This window comes from Rossellomorea sp. NPDC071047, assembly GCF_050270195.1.
Lineage (GTDB): Bacteria > Bacillota > Bacilli > Bacillales > Bacillaceae_B > Rossellomorea.
On record NZ_JBNNJT010000003.1, the window covers coordinates 369,002 to 386,854 of the forward strand.

At 42.2% G+C, this 17,853-nt stretch carries 21 protein-coding genes; 2 read left to right on the top strand and 19 right to left on the bottom strand.

The window, feature by feature from the left end:
• Nucleotides 1-19: 19 nt before the first annotated feature.
• Nucleotides 20-1,543, bottom strand: coding sequence for a flagellar hook-associated protein 2 (locus ACQKFO_RS13765; RefSeq protein WP_427599343.1), 1,524 nt, complete (start codon nt 1,541-1,543; stop codon nt 20-22).
• 15 nt (nt 1,544-1,558) lie between these two features.
• Nucleotides 1,559-1,918, bottom strand: a complete 360-nt coding sequence (gene flaG / locus ACQKFO_RS13770) for a flagellar protein FlaG (protein WP_427599345.1) — start codon at nt 1,916-1,918, stop codon at nt 1,559-1,561.
• A gap of 145 nt (nt 1,919-2,063) precedes the next feature.
• Between flaG and ACQKFO_RS13775 the strand changes: the two genes are divergently transcribed.
• Nucleotides 2,064-2,918, top strand: a complete 855-nt coding sequence (locus tag ACQKFO_RS13775; RefSeq protein ID WP_427599347.1) for a DNA endonuclease — start codon at nt 2,064-2,066, stop codon at nt 2,916-2,918.
• 436 nt (nt 2,919-3,354) lie between these two features.
• Here the strand turns inward: ACQKFO_RS13775 and ACQKFO_RS13780 are convergent, their stop codons facing one another.
• From ACQKFO_RS13780 to ACQKFO_RS13845, 14 genes are all read right to left on the bottom strand, one after another.
• Nucleotides 3,355-3,567 (bottom strand): flagellin, encoded by a 213-nt coding sequence (locus tag ACQKFO_RS13780; RefSeq protein ID WP_427599348.1) that lies wholly within the window; start codon nt 3,565-3,567, stop codon nt 3,355-3,357.
• Nucleotides 3,568-3,813: 246 nt separating this feature from the next.
• Nucleotides 3,814-5,085 carry a flagellin gene (locus ACQKFO_RS13785; RefSeq protein ID WP_427599350.1) on the bottom strand — a complete coding sequence of 424 codons (1,272 nt, stop codon included), beginning with the start codon at nt 5,083-5,085 and terminating at the stop codon, nt 3,814-3,816.
• Between the two features lie 156 nt (nt 5,086-5,241).
• On the bottom strand, nt 5,242-5,463 hold the full coding sequence (gene csrA / locus ACQKFO_RS13790) for a carbon storage regulator CsrA (protein ID WP_034764426.1): 222 nt from the start codon (nt 5,461-5,463) through the stop codon (nt 5,242-5,244).
• 4 nt (nt 5,464-5,467) lie between these two features.
• Nucleotides 5,468-5,911 carry a flagellar assembly protein FliW gene (gene fliW / locus ACQKFO_RS13795; RefSeq protein WP_427599352.1) on the bottom strand — a complete coding sequence of 148 codons (444 nt, stop codon included), beginning with the start codon at nt 5,909-5,911 and terminating at the stop codon, nt 5,468-5,470.
• Between the two features lie 18 nt (nt 5,912-5,929).
• On the bottom strand, nt 5,930-6,520 hold the full coding sequence (locus tag ACQKFO_RS13800; RefSeq protein WP_427599353.1) for a DUF6470 family protein: 591 nt from the start codon (nt 6,518-6,520) through the stop codon (nt 5,930-5,932).
• Between the two features lie 73 nt (nt 6,521-6,593).
• Nucleotides 6,594-7,499 carry a flagellar hook-associated protein FlgL gene (gene flgL / locus ACQKFO_RS13805; protein WP_427599355.1) on the bottom strand — a complete coding sequence of 302 codons (906 nt, stop codon included), beginning with the start codon at nt 7,497-7,499 and terminating at the stop codon, nt 6,594-6,596.
• A 14-nt stretch (nt 7,500-7,513) separates the two neighbouring features.
• On the bottom strand, nt 7,514-9,091 hold the full coding sequence (gene flgK, locus ACQKFO_RS13810; RefSeq protein WP_427599357.1) for a flagellar hook-associated protein FlgK: 1,578 nt from the start codon (nt 9,089-9,091) through the stop codon (nt 7,514-7,516).
• A 29-nt stretch (nt 9,092-9,120) separates the two neighbouring features.
• Entirely contained in the window at nt 9,121-9,615 is a 495-nt protein-coding gene (locus ACQKFO_RS13815) for a flagellar protein FlgN (RefSeq protein ID WP_427599358.1), read from the bottom strand.
• 17 nt (nt 9,616-9,632) lie between these two features.
• Nucleotides 9,633-9,899, bottom strand: a complete 267-nt coding sequence (gene flgM, locus ACQKFO_RS13820; protein ID WP_427599360.1) for a flagellar biosynthesis anti-sigma factor FlgM — start codon at nt 9,897-9,899, stop codon at nt 9,633-9,635.
• Nucleotides 9,900-10,013: 114 nt separating this feature from the next.
• Nucleotides 10,014-10,430, bottom strand: coding sequence for a TIGR03826 family flagellar region protein (locus ACQKFO_RS13825; protein ID WP_427599362.1), 417 nt, complete (start codon nt 10,428-10,430; stop codon nt 10,014-10,016).
• A 60-nt stretch (nt 10,431-10,490) separates the two neighbouring features.
• Entirely contained in the window at nt 10,491-11,192 is a 702-nt protein-coding gene (locus ACQKFO_RS13830; protein WP_427599364.1) for a ComF family protein, read from the bottom strand.
• Nucleotides 11,185-12,669 carry a DEAD/DEAH box helicase gene (locus ACQKFO_RS13835; RefSeq protein WP_427599366.1) on the bottom strand — a complete coding sequence of 495 codons (1,485 nt, stop codon included), beginning with the start codon at nt 12,667-12,669 and terminating at the stop codon, nt 11,185-11,187. Before ACQKFO_RS13835 ends, ACQKFO_RS13830 begins: the two co-directional genes overlap by 8 nt.
• 217 nt (nt 12,670-12,886) lie before the next feature.
• On the bottom strand, nt 12,887-13,738 hold the full coding sequence (locus tag ACQKFO_RS13840) for a DegV family protein (RefSeq protein ID WP_427599368.1): 852 nt from the start codon (nt 13,736-13,738) through the stop codon (nt 12,887-12,889).
• A gap of 215 nt (nt 13,739-13,953) precedes the next feature.
• Complete coding sequence (locus tag ACQKFO_RS13845; protein WP_427599370.1) at nt 13,954-14,856, bottom strand: DMT family transporter; 903 nt, start codon at nt 14,854-14,856, stop codon at nt 13,954-13,956.
• Nucleotides 14,857-15,137: 281 nt separating this feature from the next.
• Between ACQKFO_RS13845 and murB the strand changes: the two genes are divergently transcribed.
• Complete coding sequence (gene murB / locus ACQKFO_RS13850; protein WP_427599371.1) at nt 15,138-16,058, top strand: UDP-N-acetylmuramate dehydrogenase; 921 nt, start codon at nt 15,138-15,140, stop codon at nt 16,056-16,058.
• 115 nt (nt 16,059-16,173) lie between these two features.
• On the opposite strand, the gene ACQKFO_RS13855 is transcribed toward murB, so the two are convergent.
• From ACQKFO_RS13855 to ACQKFO_RS13865, 3 genes are all read right to left on the bottom strand, one after another.
• A complete protein-coding gene (locus ACQKFO_RS13855) occupies nt 16,174-16,299 on the bottom strand; it encodes a hypothetical protein (RefSeq protein WP_427599373.1) in 126 nt (41 codons plus the stop codon).
• 97 nt (nt 16,300-16,396) lie between these two features.
• A complete protein-coding gene (locus ACQKFO_RS13860; RefSeq protein WP_427599375.1) occupies nt 16,397-16,858 on the bottom strand; it encodes a hypothetical protein in 462 nt (153 codons plus the stop codon).
• A gap of 66 nt (nt 16,859-16,924) precedes the next feature.
• Nucleotides 16,925-17,812: a helix-turn-helix domain-containing protein gene (locus tag ACQKFO_RS13865; RefSeq protein ID WP_427599377.1), complete on the bottom strand. Its 888-nt coding sequence runs from the start codon at nt 17,810-17,812 to the stop codon at nt 16,925-16,927.
• Between the last annotated feature and the right edge of the window lie 41 nt (nt 17,813-17,853).

Sequence of the window (17,853 nt, forward strand, 5' to 3'; positions counted from 1 at the left end):
GACACTCCTTTATTTATGATTAGCCGCCGAATTGGTTCATGAGGAACATGGACTGTTGGTTGGAACGCTGAATGGCTTTTTCCATGGCGGTGAATTGACGCCAGTAGCGGTCTTCGACTTGAATCAGCCGATCCTCGAATCGATCCATTTGGCCGTCCATGTTATTTAGTAAGCGGCCCAAAGTAAATGTATTATTGGTGCTCGAAGCTTTCCCTGCTTTTTGCTCAATGCTGTCCATTGTATCTTTCAACGTATCACGTAAACGACGGGCGATTCCTTGTTCATTAGACGTCGCACCATCTTTAGCAAAAATTTCATAAATCGCGTTCGGGTCTTTCGAGATTGCTTCTTTCAGCTTGTTTTCGTCAATAATCAGCTTTCCACGATCAAGGTAGTTACTTGATGTTTTGATTCCAATCTGGGCTAATTGGTCAACGCCTGATGATCCACCAGAGATTGGTGTGTACATGTCGGTTCGCATTTTATTGAGACTAGAAGTTAGAACGGAATCGTTTCTTAGAGTACCATTGCGGGACTTTTCTTCCCATAATTCGATTTCCTTTTCTTCCATGGACTCTTTTTGTTCCGCAGTCAACGGTTGAAAATCACGGTATTTCTTTTCGTTTACTTCGCCGTTCACTTTTTCGATGAGTTTGTTGTATTCGTCGACGAATTTGACGATCTTTTCCAGGATTTTGTCGGTGTCGGGTTGTGAAGCGAAAGTTACACTTGTATTGGATGCGTTCTTCAGGGTCAGTTCAAAGCCGTTGATAGTAAACGTGTTGGATGACCGTTCAGTAGCCATTCCGTTGTATGTAAATTTGGCATTTTCACCAATGGAACCCCGATTATTAGCCAGTGCAACATCATTATCCGCATCCAATTTCAGGTGTGTGGTAAATAGATCACCCTGTAACTCGATCTCAGCCCCACTGGCATTACTTCCTGTATTTTTACTCATCACTGACATTTGCTTTGTATGCTGGTCATAAAACATCGTCACACCTGTTTGCGCATTGATTTTGGATATTAAACTGTCCAATGTTTCATCTTCAGCATTAAATTTAATTTCAGTAAAATCAGACGCCATCGTTCCGTCTGCTTTGATTGCCTTTACTTTAATACTTTGCTCACCAATCATTCCAAACGATTCACTCAATTTTTTCTTAGAATCAAATGTTCCACTGTCAGACTGAGTAATAGCTGAACTGTACATAGTAGCAGCAGTAGCCAGCTTCTCAACTTTTAATGTCCCGGTAAAATCGGTAGTTGAATTGATGTTTTTAACCGAAACTTCATTCGGATCAGAGACTGTAACTGACTTCTGCGTATACGTCCCCTGCTTCATCACCCCATCAAAAATAAGATTACTAAAATCAAACATCATCTTATTCATATCCCGGTAATCATCACGCTGCCACTCAAGGTACTGCTTCTTTTGTTCCAATTTATCTAATGGGATTCGTTCAGCCTTCATTAAATCCTTTATGATTTGATCCGTGTCCATGCCACTGGCAAGTCCACCAATTCGCATATCAGCCATATGTATCTCCTTCCACTAAACCTTCTTATCGACCAATAAACCAACAAATTCCGTCATTGCGGCATGCATATCAAGCATTTTCTTTGCTGGTATTTCTTTCACTATTTCCTGTGTCCGATCATCTACAATCGTCACATAGTATTCTTTCAATTTATCATGAAATACAAATTTGAGGTGAGTATTCGAAGTGGACATAAACTCATTCATCCCATGAACGACATCTTCCAATTTTTCTTTGGTGACAGGTTCTTTGGTTGTGGTCTCTTCATGGTGTCGTTCCTGCGCTTGAATTTGTTTCACTTCTTCGCTTGTTTGGTTCTCTAATCTAGTAAATGATTGTATTCCTAGTACTCCGCCTGTCACTTTATCAATCATCTTTGGATCCTCCTGAGGGTTATATGGGTTATATCGGAGTTAGGCGAGGAAAGTTTAGGGAGAATAAGCTTTATTTTGTTACCATATGGGTAAGTAGTAAAATAAATACAGAACACAAATTCTTGTTAAAAGGGAGTTGTATTAGATGGAGAAGTTCCTAAATCTTTCTTCTATACAAAGGAATTTACTTGTAGGTAGCATTATGGGAGATGGTGAAATCACAAAAATACACCCTAATTCACGCCGTAAAAACCATAGTTATCGTGAACATTATGGTGTGGTACAAGAAAACTACCGAATCTGGAAAGCTTCCTTCTTTCCGGAGTTATTCTACCTTACAAAGAAAAGCCAAACTATGCGTTCAAAATCTGACCCTCTTTTCACCGAGTTATTTCCATACTTCTACACTAATCACTCTAAACAAATCCCAATTAAGCTTTTGAAATATTGTACTTCTCCTTATTTCTTGACAGCACTTTATCTTGACGACGGTTCTCTATCAATCTCTAAAAGTATTAATCATCGAAACAAGAAGATTTACTTAACACCTCATATATTCTTATACCTTCAAAATTACACCAAAGAGGAATTGGAAGTGTTACAGCAACACATATTAGAATCATTTCAAATTGACTTCAAACTGAATAAGAGAAGAGATGGCAATGGTTATATTTTGAGAGGAACCTCAACAGACTTAACATATAATTTCTTAAACTTACTTTCTCCCATTACTTTGACATGCGAAAGTATGTACTATAAGTCTAATTGGGAATGGAGGCTCAAACAGGAAGAGCAAAAATTTTTAGTACAATATCCTAATTATCAAATTATCGCTTCTTCTTCGAGTAGAAACAAGAATTACTCTGATAAAGAGATAAATGAGATGATCTCCCTCAAGAAGAAGGGTTGTAAAGATCAAGAGATTGCGAATACTTTATCTAGAAGCTATTGGTCTGTAGTGTATAAATTGCGCGAATTACGGAATGGTGGGGTATTGTAGCCATTGTTGACAATGATAAAAAGAGACTCTAGGAAGCCTAGAGTCTCTCGTAAACAGTTTAATATTAACGAAGAAGTTGTAAAACTCCTTGTGGTTGTTGGTTCGCTTGCTTTGCGACTATGTCTTTCGATCATAGAATAGACTATATCTTCACCCTTTTGTATAAGGGGCTGGGCACTTCGAACAGGATTTCCCTGCCCTACGAGATTCATAGTCATAGCTTTCACCTTAGACAGTATTCTCTAGTCGTTGAACCTTCTCCAGAGTTTCCCCACAGGAGCTTGGCTGCTGATTATCCATTATTCCATCTCTATCATTTTCAAACCTTTCCGCCTACCGTTTCCAGTTACGTTGTGGTTGATAAAGCTTTAGGAAGTTCCAGCAATTCACCCAGTTATTCTCCAGCTCGTTACCAAACTGGACGCCCTCGAATCAATTATCTCAGAAGTTGTAAAACCCCTTGAGGCATTTGATTGGATTGAGCCAACATCGCTTGCGCTGCTTGAGAAAGAATAGAATTCTTCGTTTGGTTCATCATTTCTTTCGCCATCGTGCGAACATTTACTTTCATAAATGACCAGACTATATCTTCACCCTCTAGCATTCTAGTAGGGGTTGGGCACTTCGGATTCACAATACTGATGACCATTGTTTAACCTACGGATTTCATCACCATAGCTTTCGCCTTAGATGGTCTATCCTAGTCGTTGAACCTTCTCCACTCTTTCGAGACAGGAGCTTGGCTGCTGATTGCCCAATCTCTTCTTTTGTTAAAGCCATCACGCTTGTCGTTTCCAACTACGTTGTGGCAAGAAAAGCTCTAAGGGGTTTCCAGCAATTCACCCAATTATGATCTCTAGCCGTTACCAGCTAGGACGACTGTGCTTGTCACTGCTTAAGCAGCTAAAGCATAATCTACGTCACGGATACGTGATTCCGCAGCAGTTAGGTTTTCTGAAGATGTACCTAGGTTGTTTATTGTATGTTCTAAACGGTTTTGGTTTGCACCTAGTTTAGAACGTTCAGCTGAGACAGATTCAATTGCATCATTAATAGTTGAAATTGCTGATTCAGCCCCAGTTGTTGTTGTAACGTCAACACCTTTAATTCCAAGACTTGTTGAGTCCATCGCGTTAATAGATACATTCATTGTTTGGTCTTCATTTGCTCCTATATGGAAAGATAAAGAACCATTCACGGTAATATTTGTATCAGTTGTAGTGTCTTTCAAAGAGAAAGTAAGACCATCCGCATTTCCACCATTAACTTTAACATCATTTCCATCATATGTTAAAGTGGCACCTGCACCAAAATTCCCAGCTGTTAAACCAGATGCATTAGATCCTGTGGCAGCTAAAGGAGTACCACCACTAGTATAATCTAAAGCAGCAATAATATCTGCTCCTTCTGTAACAGATAATGATTGTGATGCACCTACGTCTGCAGTTCGAATACGGAATGTGCTTCCTGCACCTTCAAAATCAGCAACTACTCCAGATACACTTGAATTAATTTTATCTGCTAAATCTTGGTAAGAATCAGTTGAAGCAACAGATATATCTACTCCGTTTACCGTTAAAGTACCTGCACCTTCCACAGTAGCACTTGCAGTTGCACCAGTTGCAGTACCAGTTTTTGCGAAATCTGCTAAAGTTGCACTAGTAACGTCAACTGAATATGTCCCTTGTTTAGTGCTTGGACCCGAACTAGCGTTAGCTATTTGAGTACCATCAGATACTTTTAATCCTGAAGCTCCATTTAATAATTTCTTTGTATTAAATTCAGTTGTGCTTGCAATTCTATCTGTTTCTTCAATTAACTGGCTAATTTCTTTTTGAATTTCAGAACGGTCAGCTGATGTGTTTGTATCATTTGAAGATTGAACAGCAAGTTCACGCATACGTTGAAGAATATCATGAGTTTCGTTCAATGCTCCCTCAGCTGTTGCCATTAACGAATTGGCATCTTGAGCATTTTTTGAAGCCATATCTAATCCTCGAATTTGACCACGCATTTTTTCAGAAATTGCTAGACCCGCTGCGTCATCCCCGGCCTTATTAATACGAAGTCCTGAAGATAATTTCTCCATTGACTTGGCTTGACCAGTCGAAGCACTATTCAACTGACGATAAGTATTTAGCGCTGCAATATTATGATTAATTCTCATAACAATAATTTCCTCCTTGAAAGTAAGCCCACATCCATGTGAACTATCTAATTTTTAGTTTGCAACAAGTCACAAAGGTCGGCCGCCCTTCCCCTCATTGCTTACAATACTATTATCGGTCGTTTAGACTAGTGTTTAATAGTTTGAGAAAAATAATTAATCATTTTTTGGCAAAAGGTTAAACAGATTGTCGATTCCTTTCGAAGCTTCGGTGTTTTCTTCCTGGATAGAGAGATAGACTTCTTTCCGATGGATATCCACGTTCTTTGGAGCGTTGATACCCAATTTCACTTGATCACCTTTTACCGAAATGACCGTTAGCTCAATGTCATCCCCAATCTGAATGCTTTCTCCGGTCTTTCTTGTCAGTACTAACATTCCCTCACCCCTTCTTTCCTGCAGGCTGAGCAAAGATCAGGTGCTTGGTTTGGAAGTTTGAGTCTGTTAAGATGACTTGTTTTCCTTTGTGATTTGCCAGGTTAAGAATGATAGGGGCCTGTAAATTAGCTGTAGATTCATTAAGCGTGTCTCGAACAGTAAGAATAGAAAGCACCTGCACTTCTTTTTCAGTAGGATTCCCTAGAGATTCCACACTAGCCTGATCCAGCTCAAAATCATACTCCTTAAAAAACACAAACGGATCTGTCACCACAAATCCAAGCTGAGGAGTCGTCACCGATTGCAATATATGAAACCACTCATTTTCAGGAAGTGGCAACAGTACAAACTGCTTCTCTTCTCCAAATCCAGGAATCCCATGTTCAAATTTCAGAACTTCTTCTGACTTTACTTCTATTTCTCCATGATATTTCGTATCAATTCTCATGCAATTCATTCCTTCATTCTATATTTCTTGTTCGTAGTTGATCCCCACATGCTTCAAGTTCGCAAAATCAATTTGTAAGTCTGCATACCGTTTCAAACTGACATCTACCTGAGCTGGAGTATACTGGATATTAGGCTTTTGAGAACGAGAGTGATTCACGACTTTTTGCGGCTCAACGTTAACTTTGACACTTCCGGGGGCATAGCTGATCTTGACGCTCCCCGCAGATGGAATCCATCCTATGTTAAATTCATACATCGGGTCTTCACTGTTCCGTTTCGCCTGGACGGCAATCGCACCTCCACCATTTTCGATCATCATCAGCTCATCCCCGTCCTGAGCGACACGGGCAAGTCCCGCCAGCCAGTCTTCGTACCCTTGCTGAGAATATTCTTCAATCCTGCGACGGACAGATTTTAAATCCATATCGGCCCGGGCTTCGGTTTGGTCGATGCTCAGTCTGGAAGGGGTCCGTTCAATTTCCATCTTTGCCTGTGGCTGCTGGATATCCAATTCTGCCGGTGGCTGTTCAATGTCCATGCGTCCTGGAGTCGTCCGGATGCTCAGGGCTGCTGACGTGGACTGCAATCTTATTTGTGGAACGTTCATACATACTCACCTCCATATAAAAAGGGACTGACCTAAGGTGACGAAACACCTTAAAGGGTCAGTCCCCTTGCTTTTATCGTAGAAAATCCATTAATGTCGGCTGAATGATTCTGGCTCCGACGCTGAGTGCCGCTCTGTGGACACTTTCCTGGGTTTTCAAATCCGTGATGACGCGTTCGATGTCGGCATCTTCGTTATCAGAAAGAATCCGGTTTGCTGTTACTTCCTGCTGACCCAGTCGGTCATCTACCATTTCAAGACGATTGTATCGAGCACCTAATTCAGATCGTTCTGCTGATAATGTGTTCATTACGCTGTCCAGGTTCTCAAGCTCGGTATCAAGAGCCGAATCATCTCCAGATTCCAATGCCTTTTGAATGTTGTGCACTGTATTAAACAGTTCCTGATTAAAGACCTTATTAGGATTAACATTGGCTTTTAATGAAACACCTTGTGAAACCTCTACAGGATAAGCATCTATAGCACTGCTGCCTAAATTGTCAGCGACCTGTGGAGCACTTCCATCTGCAGGATTTCCATCCTTAATCGGAGAATTCCCAACATCCGTTCCATGAAAAATATATCTTCCCGCTACTTTCGTTTCAGCAACACTGACAAGGTCGTTTTTAATCTGTTCAATTTCAACAGCTACCGCTTTTCGGTCTTCCGGGCTTAACGTTCCATTTTTCCCCTGAAGCGTCAATTCCCGAACACGCTGCAAACCTTGATTGGCCTGATCGATTCCAGACTCGGAGTTCTCCATCCACAAATAAAGCTCAGATAGATTCCGCTTATACTGCTCAATCCCAGTCAGATTCGAACGATAAAACATCCCTTTCATCGCAACCACAGGATCATCCGATGGCTTTGTAATCTTCTTCCCTGTGGCCAATTGATCTTGCAGTTGACCCATTCGTCCATATGAAGAACTAAGGTTTCTCATCGAGTTTGCAGTCAACATACTTTGTGTTACGCGCATAGTATTTCACCTACTTATCTTCCAACGGTACCCATGCCGTTGATGATTTTGTCGAGCATTTCGTCCTGTAGTGTGATCATTCTAGCAGAGGCGTTGTAGGCATGCTGGAATTTGATCATGTCGGTCATTTCTTCGTCAAGGGACACACCGCTGACGGACATTCGGCGTTCGTTCACTGCTCCTCTTAAAACGTTGGAGTTGCTTGCGAGTCGCACGGATTCTTGTGATTCTACTGCCATTTTTCCGATCACGGATTCAAAGTGCCCTTGGAATGAGGCTTCTTTTTCACCATAAGGCAGTTTAGTCGTAGTGATGATGTCGGCAAGCGCCAGAACATTTGATGCGTCACCAAGTGTGGGATTATCTGCACCCGCTGTGGCGATGTTATCGAGGTTACTCATTTCATCGGCAACCTGTAATCTTTGAGCGAATCCTGCTTTAGGCACACCGTCCAAATCTGCTGCGGCATTCATTGCATCCTGGAAGAACTTCGGAGTATCCGGAGTATCGTTGTCAGGATCAAAGTTTGGATCGTTCATTTGTTCAGGTGTGAAACCTTTTTGATGCTGGTCATTGAATGCTTTGGCGAACTCGTACGCCATGCTGTCCAGTTCATCGAGCATGCTGATGTAGGAGCCTTCTGCTTCACCTTCTTTATTTTTGAAGCCGTATGTATCGACAAGGGCTCTCAATTTCCCTTCGCCTTGTGATAAGAAGTCTTTAATGTCGAGCGTCTGATTACCGATGGTTACGGAATCCACCGTATTTTGAGGGCCTTCATAGGTAAGCTTAAGTTCATTGACTCCACCTTGCCCGACCAGGTTGACGGCCAGGTTTCCATCCTTACCGACCAATGTGACAGTGACCGCACCTTCTGCGATAGGTGAAGACGCTCCCCCATTGGATTGGTAGCTCGTTTGAATGGAGACATGCTGTGAAAGTTCATCGATCAATCGGTCCCGTTCATCATATAGATCATTTGGAAGATAGCCATGTGGTTCAACATCAGCTATTTGTTTATTGATGTTATCGATTTGTCTGGACAGGGAATTGATTTGCTTTTCACTGACAGACAGCTCATTTTTCAGGTCGCCCCTGACACTCGTTAAGGATGACGATAAGTAATTGAATGTTTCAGCAACGGCTTTTCCTCTTTCAACAACGACTGACCGTGCACCTGAGTTGGACGGATTAACGGCTAGATCCTGAAGGGACTGCCAGAACATATCCATCGTTTTAGATAAGCCTGAATCCGATGGTTCATTCATGACCTCTTCCATCTTCTTCATCGCTTCCATTTTTGTTTCCCAGTAGCCAAGCTTTTGGTTTTCACCTCTATACTGCATGTCGAGGAAAGAATCACGCACGCGTTGAATCGAACCGGCGTCGACTCCGGTTCCGATTTGACCTGGGATTTGCGGACGGTTCATAGAGGGGGCAGGATAGGGTGTCGTTTGTTCAAAATTGACTCGTTGACGGGTATATCCAGGGGTATTTGCGTTGGAGATATTGTGACCGGTTGTATAAAGGGCGCCCTGCTGGGTGTACATGCCTCGTTTCGCCGTTTCCAGGCCCATAAAAGTGGATCGCATGGTGTTGCCTCCGTTTCAATTAGTAAGTGCTATGCTTTCGAATCAAACATGGATCGTCCGGTTGGTGATTTCTTTTCACCGTTTGGACGTGAATAGGTTGATTGATCCGGCTGCGGTTGAGTCATGGATAGATTCATATTCACGAATTGAAGAGATTGATAGACAAGCTTTTGATTCAGCTCATTTCGGACTTTCAACTCTTCTATGATTCCGACCAGTTTTTGCTGCCAATGGGCGAGCGTTTTTTGGTCTTGGGGTGAACTGTGCTCGATACAGTGAGATATCGTGGGTGCCCCGTTAAAAGGCACTCCCCGTGATTGAAGATAGTAACCGGATTCCCGCTGCCGGTCAACTTCCACCGTATTGATGGCGGCCAAGTGCTTTTGTTCGTCCTTCAAGACACGATCGAGTTCACTCATATCACCTTTTTTGATGACGTCCGTTTTATCCATTGAAAGATCGAACAAACTTTTATGCAGCTTATATAGTTTTTCAAGAGTTGTCGTTAGATTGGTTGCTGACATGTTTGTTCGCTCCCTTTTTATTGTCCGTTATAGAAATTCTTCAATCCTTTAGCAATGGCTCTGGGATCGATGGTGTAGTTCCCGCTCTGAACTTGATCTTTTAACGCTTCCACTCTAGACTGGCGCTCTTTGCCGAGTTTGGAAACCTCCTGCATTTCTTTTGCAGCAGAAGAAATTTCAATTTTGTCCGATGCGTTCTTTTCCGTTTTGCCGACCTGGTCCATCTTGTTAAGATTGCGTTTATAAGGATTGATGTTCTGATTTCCGATATTGTTAATCTTCATCATTTTCTCCTCGCTTTCATCACGTCCATTGTTTCTACCTAGTATATCGGATAAAACCTCGGTTTGTTTAGTTTTAAAGTCTGGTTAGTTTTTCCTGATTTATGTGCTAACCTTCTAGTTCTTATCTCTCATAGTGTAATACGTTCTCTGACCGGATTCCTTTGATTTATTCTTCCATTCCTGCTCGGTTTCGAACTTTTTCAAATCACTGGCAAGTTCAGAGGAACAATCACTACAAATCCTACCCGTCCCTATAATCTTCCCGCATTTATCACAAGGATAACCCATATTCGGAAACTGTCGCGTCTGGATACGGCCCTTTTTCACCCATTTATATAAAAGTTCTTCGTCTACCCCTGTCACTTCAATCACACGTGACATCGATGCGGCACGGTTCTCCCGTTTCTTTAAAAATTGGTAAACAGTCTCGTACATATTTTCTTCTTCTCTATAACATTTGTCGCACACATCACGAAATTTATTTTTCATAAAAATCGCGTTGCAACGTGGACAGTTGATAACTTCAGACATATTTGTTTCCTCCCGGTAAAGCTTCTCTTATTCATTATATCGGCAGTAATTGAGATTGCTTTAACCCCTTGCCAGAGTTAAGGAAGATACCTCGGCAGCCCCTGCTTCCCTCAAGAGTTTTGCCGCCTGTCTCAAGGTCGTTCCAGTCGTGTAAATATCATCAAACAACAAAATGGATGTATCGTTCAGATCGGATTTAACCAACTGAAAAACTTGCTTCTGCTGAAGACGCTCGCTGCGTGTCTTCTTCGACTGTTTTTCAGAATGTGAACGGGTCAGGATATTGGAGGGACGGACCTCTGCTTCTTCCAGTAGAGCGATAGATTGGTTGAACCCTCTCTCATAGAGCCTTTCATCACTTAGGGGAATGGGAATGACGAGGTCATATTCCATTTTAGTGAGATAGGTTTTAATAGTATGGGAGAAGGCTTTTGCCAACACGTAGTCCCCGCGATACTTATACTTTGCCAGATAGCCCTTAAGAAAATCGTTATACCGGTATAATGAAAAGTTCTGATGTAGAGCCCCTCTCCACTCAGGAGCCTCTTCCCATCGATGACAGTCCAGGCACACCTCGCTCATAATTAATTGCGGAGCTAGATCATCTAATGACCGGGAGCACCCCAAACAACGCTTCCCTTCTATCTTCACCAGCTGTTTATTACACTCTTCACACAGAAATTGAGGCTCCTTGAAAAACAACCCTCTCCAGGACATCATCTCAACCAGTTCATTCAAACAATTCAAACAGTTATTAATCATGAAGCAACCCTCTTTTCCCAGCTTCTTTATTCATCTGGTCAATATGAAGAAGAGCCTTAATCATCTCACCCGTGCGGCCGTAATGAAAATAGATGATTTCACCTTTTGGATAGTCAGCACTACGCCCCACCCTTCCAGCGATTTGCACGAGGGCACTTTCCGTAAAAATCTTTTCTTCTGCCCCAAGGACGGCAACATCGATGTTCGGAATCGTCACACCCCGCTCTAAAATAGTGGTGGTCAATAGAATCGGAATCTCTTGGTTTCGCATTCTCATTACCTTCTCTTTTCGTTCTGGGTCTTCGGCATGGACAAACTCGATAAGAGGACTCATTTCTTGAAATAACGGCAGGGCTTTTTCCATAAGTGCGACAGTAGGGAAGAAAATGAGGGCTTGTTTGGATTGCTGGAGTTTTGATAATGTCCATTTTTTCAAAGGATGAGGGATTCGATTTTTCTTCAATGATTTTTTCCAAAGACCGCACCATACAAACTTTGGTAGAGGTATGGGATGGCGGTGGAAACGGGCCGGGATCTGGATAAAGCTTCTAATCCCCCTGGCACACTGCTTCTGTGTTTTTTTATCCGGGGTAGCGGTAAGGTAGATCATCGAGGACTGGGGTTTACGTGCTTTTTCCACTGCCCATTGCAGGGAAGGATCATAGGAGTATGGAAAGGCGTCGACTTCATCAATGATCATGACATCAAAGGCGTCCTGAAATCGATACAATTGGTGTGTGGTGGAAAGAACAAGCTGGCCATAAGTGTTCCGTTCATCCGATCCTCCATAAAGGGTGGTCACCCCTGTATCAGGGAAAACCTTTTTAATACGTGGAGATAGTTCCAGGATGACATCCGTTCGAGGTGCGGCAATGCATACCCGTTTATTCTCCCTAAGAGCTTCATGGATTCCTTCAAAGAGAACCTCGGTCTTTCCAGCCCCGCACACCGCCCAAACGAGCAGGTCCTTACTTTCTTTAACGGCCAAAACCATTTGTTCAGAAGCTGTCTTTTGCGCTTCTGATAAAGTGCCGGACCATTTAAAAGTGGGAGTCGTTTCTGATGTTGGCGCCGGTCCTTTCCAGGTTATGAGTGGTGTGCACTCCGATACCCTGCCCATCATGATGCAGTTACGGCAGTAGGTGCACGGGGTGTGGCATCTGGAGCAGGAAAATGAAGCGAATAGATGGGGGCTGGTATTTCCACAACGGTGGCAACAGCTTTTTTCCACACCTTTTTGATAGGATACAAAGCCATTCACGTAGTGATCTTGAAGGGTGTCGATTGAAAACGGGAGCTCGTCCAGTAGCAATGAACGTCCGCTAAGAAAGGATTGAAGCTCTGGAGAAAAACGAAATGACAGGTTGAGAGGTTGAGGTGGAAGGAAAGGGAATTCTGATATCCTTTGTAGAACGGGGGTTTCATGTTCCATAAGGGGTTCTGGTATTAACCCATTATCAGCAAAAGCAAAGCGCAAAAACATCACTCCTTATCTTGGATAGTGATGTATTCTACATAAGGACGTGAAAATCCTGCCTAATAAAAATGGTGCCCGGCACAAAAACGTTGTTTTGTGCCGGGCACCGGGGAGTTAGGGATTGTACCTGGTACATGATGACCAAATTGTACTTGGTACAAATCGTGGGAAATGTACCAGGTACAAAAAACGCAATTTGTACCAGGTACAATAAAAACTACCGACTCATCTTCCGAGCCCATCCCATCCCCATTGATCCCTCACCTAAATGAGTACCGATCACAGGACCGAAAATACTAACATTGAACTCCACATTCGGATACTTCTCCTGAAGCTCTTTCTTCCACTCAATCGCCTCTTCCTCACGATTTGCATGGATAATCGAAGCTTGAAACTCTTCTCCAGTAGCCACTGCTTCTTCAAGCAAAGACTCCACCCGCTTCAACGCTTTCTTCTTCGTACGGATTTTTTCAAACGGAACAATCACTTTATCAACAAAGTGTAGCAAAGGTTTCACTTGTAACAGGCTTCCGATGATCGCCTGAGCTTGTGATAGCCTGCCTCCGCGTTGCAGGTGTGCCAGGTCATCAACCATGAAGTAGGCCTGTACCGATTGCTTCATTTCATCCAATAACGCAACGATTTCTTCAGCACTTTTCCCTTCACGGCCAAGCTTGGCCCCTTCAATGGCATAGAAGCCCTGAATCATGCAGCTGATTTCAGAGTCATATGGGTACACTTTGATGCCCTCGACCATTTCCCCCGCTTGAACTGCGCCTTGGTACGTTCCGCTGATTCCACTGGATAAATGGATGGAAATGACGGCATCGTAGTCCAGCGAAAGCTTTTCGTATAACTCGACGAACTTCCCGACTGGAGGCTGTGAAGTGGTTGGAAGCTTTTCCTGGGTGCTTACCTCTTCATAAAATTCACTTGCCGTAATATCAACTTCTTCTTGATAGGTTTCTCCTCCGAAAATGACGCTGAGAGGAATCATATGTATGTTCAGTTGATCACGCAATTCTTTCGGGATGTAGGCGGTACTATCCGTTACAATTGCCGTTTTCATAGAATTACCATCCTTATTGTTTATTTTTATAGCCCTTGCTACGAGCTTGTCTAGTCTACCTTATGTATCCTTTTCATTTTATATGAAAACAAGTTGGTTTGCATTAGTTTCTCGGGAGTTTCGTTTCCACAAAACGAAACAAACGTTTGTTTAAGACGCTGAGCCCATATGGTACAAGGGATCCCATGTCCTAATCAAACGTTTGTTTAAAGGTCTTACCTCGTGCCAACAGGCAGCGAGGTAATCAGCTTTTTCGATTTTCTTGACGATAGGAATACTCCTGCAAAAATAATGAGTAATCCTAATATCAGGTTATGAGTGACAGGTTCCCCCAGAAGGACGAATCCCCAAATCATCGCAGTACCCGGTATCAAGTATGTCACTGTCGAAGCGAATTCCGGACTTCCATTCGTCATGATATAGAAATAAAGAAGAGTTGCTACACCGGATCCTAAGCAGCCTAGCCCTAAGATACCGAGGATGACCTCTCCTGATAATAAGTCTCCAACTGATATCGGATTAGTCATTATCATACCCACAAAGCCTACCGCAGCACCTATCAACAACTGGAACGTAGAAATGACAACCACACTCGTTCCGGCCAGATATTTTTTGGTGAATTGAGAGGCAAACGCGTAGCTCATGGTGGCCAGCACCATCGTCCCGACACCTACAAAATCAGAAGTGAAAATCCCGCTCACCTCGAAATTCATCAGGACAAGAATCCCCATAAATCCAACGACAATTCCAATCCATTGAAACCCGGTCAGAATGACAGAGAAAAATAAAAATCCTACAAGCCCTGTCCAAATCGGTGTGGTCGCGTTTAATATGGAGGCCGTATTACTATTAATCTGTGTTTCACTTAACGCGATCAGGGTCCAGGGTAACGCCGCATTACCAATCCCAACGACGATCAGCTTCCACATAGGGAGCGATTTCCTCTCCCCTTTTTTCCTCTGTATGAAAAAGATCGGAAGAAGCACAAGCGCACCGGCTAAACAGCGTAAGAAGACTGTACCCCACACTCCAACGGGATCCACCAGCCATTTGATAAAAACGAACGACATCCCCCAAATGAGACTTAAACCAATTAAGGCTACATATAATCTGGTCAATTCGCTTCCTCCTCCCTAGATTGTATAATTTAATAGTTAAATAGACGTTATAACATATTTTGTTAGTTCTATCCTAACTTACTTTGCTTAAGATGGGAACATTCTTTTTTTCATATTTTCGACCTATAATAAAGCATTCTTTTCCAATTAATGAGGTTCATTCGAAGGGGATTCACATCTGCCAACTGAAACCATTTAACTTTCATGGGTTTTCGTCATATAATGGTGGGGTAGGATTTAACTTAGAGAAGACGAAAATTACTTTATAGGACTGATATAGAATGTACAATAAGGAAAAAGTGTTTGAAGAATTATCAAAGGTGATGCATTCTGACAATATCAAACGTGATGAATTGTTACGAGAGCATTTGTATACGAAGTTAGGTGGAAGAGCAGATTTCTTCTTAACACCAACCACTTATGAAGAAGTTCAAAACATCGTGAAGCTGTCAAATGAAGTGGATGTCCCATTTACCTTGTTAGGTAACGGATCGAATTTGATTGTAAAAGATGGTGGAATTCGTGGAATTGTTCTTCATCTGAAAAACTTTAAAGACATCAAAACGACGGATCAACTGATTGTCGCTCAAAGTGGTGCAGCAATCATTGATGTATCGAGACGCGCGTTAGCTGAAAAGTTATCAGGACTCGAATTTGCCTGTGGGATTCCTGGTACCGTTGGCGGTGCTCTATTCATGAACGCTGGGGCCTATGGCGGGGAAATCAAAGATGTTCTGGATTATTGCCATGTCGTCGACCGTGAAGGGAATCTGGTTAAGCGTACAGCCGCAGAATTAGAGCTTGATTACCGTCACAGCAATATTGCTGAAAAAGGCGATATTGTACTGGAAGCAACGTTCAGTTTAAAGCCTGGCGACTACGAAGAGATCAAGGCGGTTATGGATGATCTGACAGATAAACGGGAATCGAAGCAGCCACTGGAATACCCATCTTGCGGAAGTGTCTTCAAACGCCCTCCTGGATATTTCGCCGGTAAGCTTATTCAGGACAGTGAGCTTCAAGGAACGAACTTTGGAGGCGCTGAAGTCTCCACGAAGCACGCCGGTTTCATCGTGAATAAGGACAATGCGACAGCCTCGGATTATATTTCACTCATTGAACACGTTCAAAAAACTGTGAAAGAAAAATTTGATGTGGAGCTGGAACGGGAAGTTCGCATCATCGGAGAAGATTTGGAATAAAGTCAGGGATCATTTGATTCCTGACTTTTTTATAGGTTAATTTAAAACAAAAAAAACAGTCTAAATAAATTTAGACTGAGCAGGGGATTAATTTCCATTTTCAAGGAATCATTAGCTATCTCTTTTTGGCAACAGGGGCGGGCTTGGTTCTGCGAAACTCCCTCAATCTTGTGATTTGGGATTGAGAAATCTTCGCATCCAGTTCATAGGCTTCACGAGCCTTAAAATAGAGTAGCGACACAGCTAATGCCCTCCTTTGTAAAAATATTAGTTTCTTTTTACCCGAAAAATTCTAGATAAAACCAAATTCAGTGAAAAATTTCATTTTAATCATCACTTTAGAAGTTATAGTTCCATAGTACCCTCCATTCTCCCTCTTCGATGGCTACAAAACAGGTTTGTGTGATCATTAATTCACCAAACTGACTATCATAATACAAGTTCACTTCCGCTTTTCGGACATTTTTAAATTGAAGCCCTTCTTCGTTAAAGGTAAACTCATTCTCCTTTTCAATATTGCCGACCTCCACCTCAAACTCATCAACCCCCATATGTCCCATGAAGACATGGTTTTTCGTTTGGATATAGGAGGATTTGGGAAACTTATTTTGCATTTCCGAATGGAATAACTCCCATGCGTTACCGAAGTCACCGTCTTTTTCAAAATTATAGAATTCCTCGATCACTTCTTCTGGTGAATCTGGTTCCTGGGTTTTTCCAATAAACATAAACAGAGCCACAACAAGCAGAATGGCAACAACCGCTCCGATAAATAGAGGAACCGGGCTTTTTCTTCTCATACATCCAACACTCCTCATCTATAATCATGCTTATGAAGGACATGTTGAATGTATGAAACCGAAATATTATGACAGCGTTTTGACGAATAATTGCTCTTTCTTATCAGTTAGAAAGGTCTTATGCTCATCATTTCCAAGCATCTCAAACATCATTATTGATTTTTCTATATAAGAAAATGCTTGTTTGTAGTTCTCTTTCAGCTCGAAATTGTAGCTTAAATGATAATGTAGTTGGGCTAAACCATATAAGTGTTCCTCTTCTATACACCATTTGATTGCTTCCCTGCAATGATCAATCGACTCACTGTAATTTCCTAATCTTGTTAACGCCCTTGCTTTATTATAAAGCAATCGGGTTTTAATTGATTTATCGCTTAGTTGTCCAGTAGCATGGATAGCATCCCTAACTTGATCATAATATTGAAGAGCTTTGTCATAATCTTCTATCCCTACATAAAAACCTCCGATGGTTAGGAGGATCTCCATTTCCCTTTCCGAAAGCGCTTTTTTACTGTCTCCTGTAAGGGAAAAGGCTTCGTTTAACAGTTGAAAGGCTTCATCCTGATCATTTTCTATCTCAAATATATAGATTCCCTTGTGCCAATAAAGGAGTTGAAGGTTTTCCCTTTCCTTAAAAAGTGGATTGTTTTCTTCTGCTCTCACCAATTCGATCATTTCTTTATATCTGTGTTTTTTTCTTAAGTGACGCAATTGGCGCTCAACTTCCTTTATGTAGTCCAGACGGGGAGTTGTTCCTATCTCAAAGAAATAATTCACATCCACGCCAAGCTTTTTGGAAATTTGATAAAGTGACGTGGCATTGGGATAGATATCTCCCTTTTCAATCCGACTGATAAGTGCCTGTGTGCATATCCCTTCTCCTAATTCTCCTTGAGTTATACCAACAACCTGACGCAGCTCCTTTATCTTTTTACCAATGATGGAGTAATCCACGAGCCCTGCCTCCCTAGAAGTACTATTTAGTAAGAAAGTGA

Excerpts from the sequence above, each read along its gene's own strand:
- ACQKFO_RS13765 (WP_427599343.1), bottom strand. The coding sequence starts at position 1,543 with ATGGCTGATATGCGAATTGGTGGACTTGCCAGTGGCATGGACACGGAT.
- flaG (WP_427599345.1), bottom strand. The coding sequence starts at position 1,918 with ATGATTGATAAAGTGACAGGCGGAGTACTAGGAATACAATCATTTACT.
- ACQKFO_RS13775 (WP_427599347.1), top strand. The coding sequence starts at position 2,064 with ATGGAGAAGTTCCTAAATCTTTCTTCTATACAAAGGAATTTACTTGTA.
- ACQKFO_RS13780 (WP_427599348.1), bottom strand. The coding sequence starts at position 3,567 with ATGGTCATCAGTATTGTGAATCCGAAGTGCCCAACCCCTACTAGAATG.
- ACQKFO_RS13785 (WP_427599350.1), bottom strand. The coding sequence starts at position 5,085 with ATGAGAATTAATCATAATATTGCAGCGCTAAATACTTATCGTCAGTTG.
- csrA (WP_034764426.1), bottom strand. The coding sequence starts at position 5,463 with ATGTTAGTACTGACAAGAAAGACCGGAGAAAGCATTCAGATTGGGGAT.
- fliW (WP_427599352.1), bottom strand. The coding sequence starts at position 5,911 with ATGAGAATTGATACGAAATATCATGGAGAAATAGAAGTAAAGTCAGAA.
- ACQKFO_RS13800 (WP_427599353.1), bottom strand. The coding sequence starts at position 6,520 with ATGAACGTTCCACAAATAAGATTGCAGTCCACGTCAGCAGCCCTGAGC.
- flgL (WP_427599355.1), bottom strand. The coding sequence starts at position 7,499 with ATGCGCGTAACACAAAGTATGTTGACTGCAAACTCGATGAGAAACCTT.
- flgK (WP_427599357.1), bottom strand. The coding sequence starts at position 9,091 with ATGCGATCCACTTTTATGGGCCTGGAAACGGCGAAACGAGGCATGTAC.
- ACQKFO_RS13815 (WP_427599358.1), bottom strand. The coding sequence starts at position 9,615 with ATGTCAGCAACCAATCTAACGACAACTCTTGAAAAACTATATAAGCTG.
- flgM (WP_427599360.1), bottom strand. The coding sequence starts at position 9,899 with ATGAAGATTAACAATATCGGAAATCAGAACATCAATCCTTATAAACGC.
- ACQKFO_RS13825 (WP_427599362.1), bottom strand. The coding sequence starts at position 10,430 with ATGTCTGAAGTTATCAACTGTCCACGTTGCAACGCGATTTTTATGAAA.
- ACQKFO_RS13830 (WP_427599364.1), bottom strand. The coding sequence starts at position 11,192 with ATGATTAATAACTGTTTGAATTGTTTGAATGAACTGGTTGAGATGATG.
- ACQKFO_RS13840 (WP_427599368.1), bottom strand. The coding sequence starts at position 13,738 with ATGAAAACGGCAATTGTAACGGATAGTACCGCCTACATCCCGAAAGAA.
- murB (WP_427599371.1), top strand. The coding sequence starts at position 15,138 with ATGTACAATAAGGAAAAAGTGTTTGAAGAATTATCAAAGGTGATGCAT.
- ACQKFO_RS13860 (WP_427599375.1), bottom strand. The coding sequence starts at position 16,858 with ATGAGAAGAAAAAGCCCGGTTCCTCTATTTATCGGAGCGGTTGTTGCC.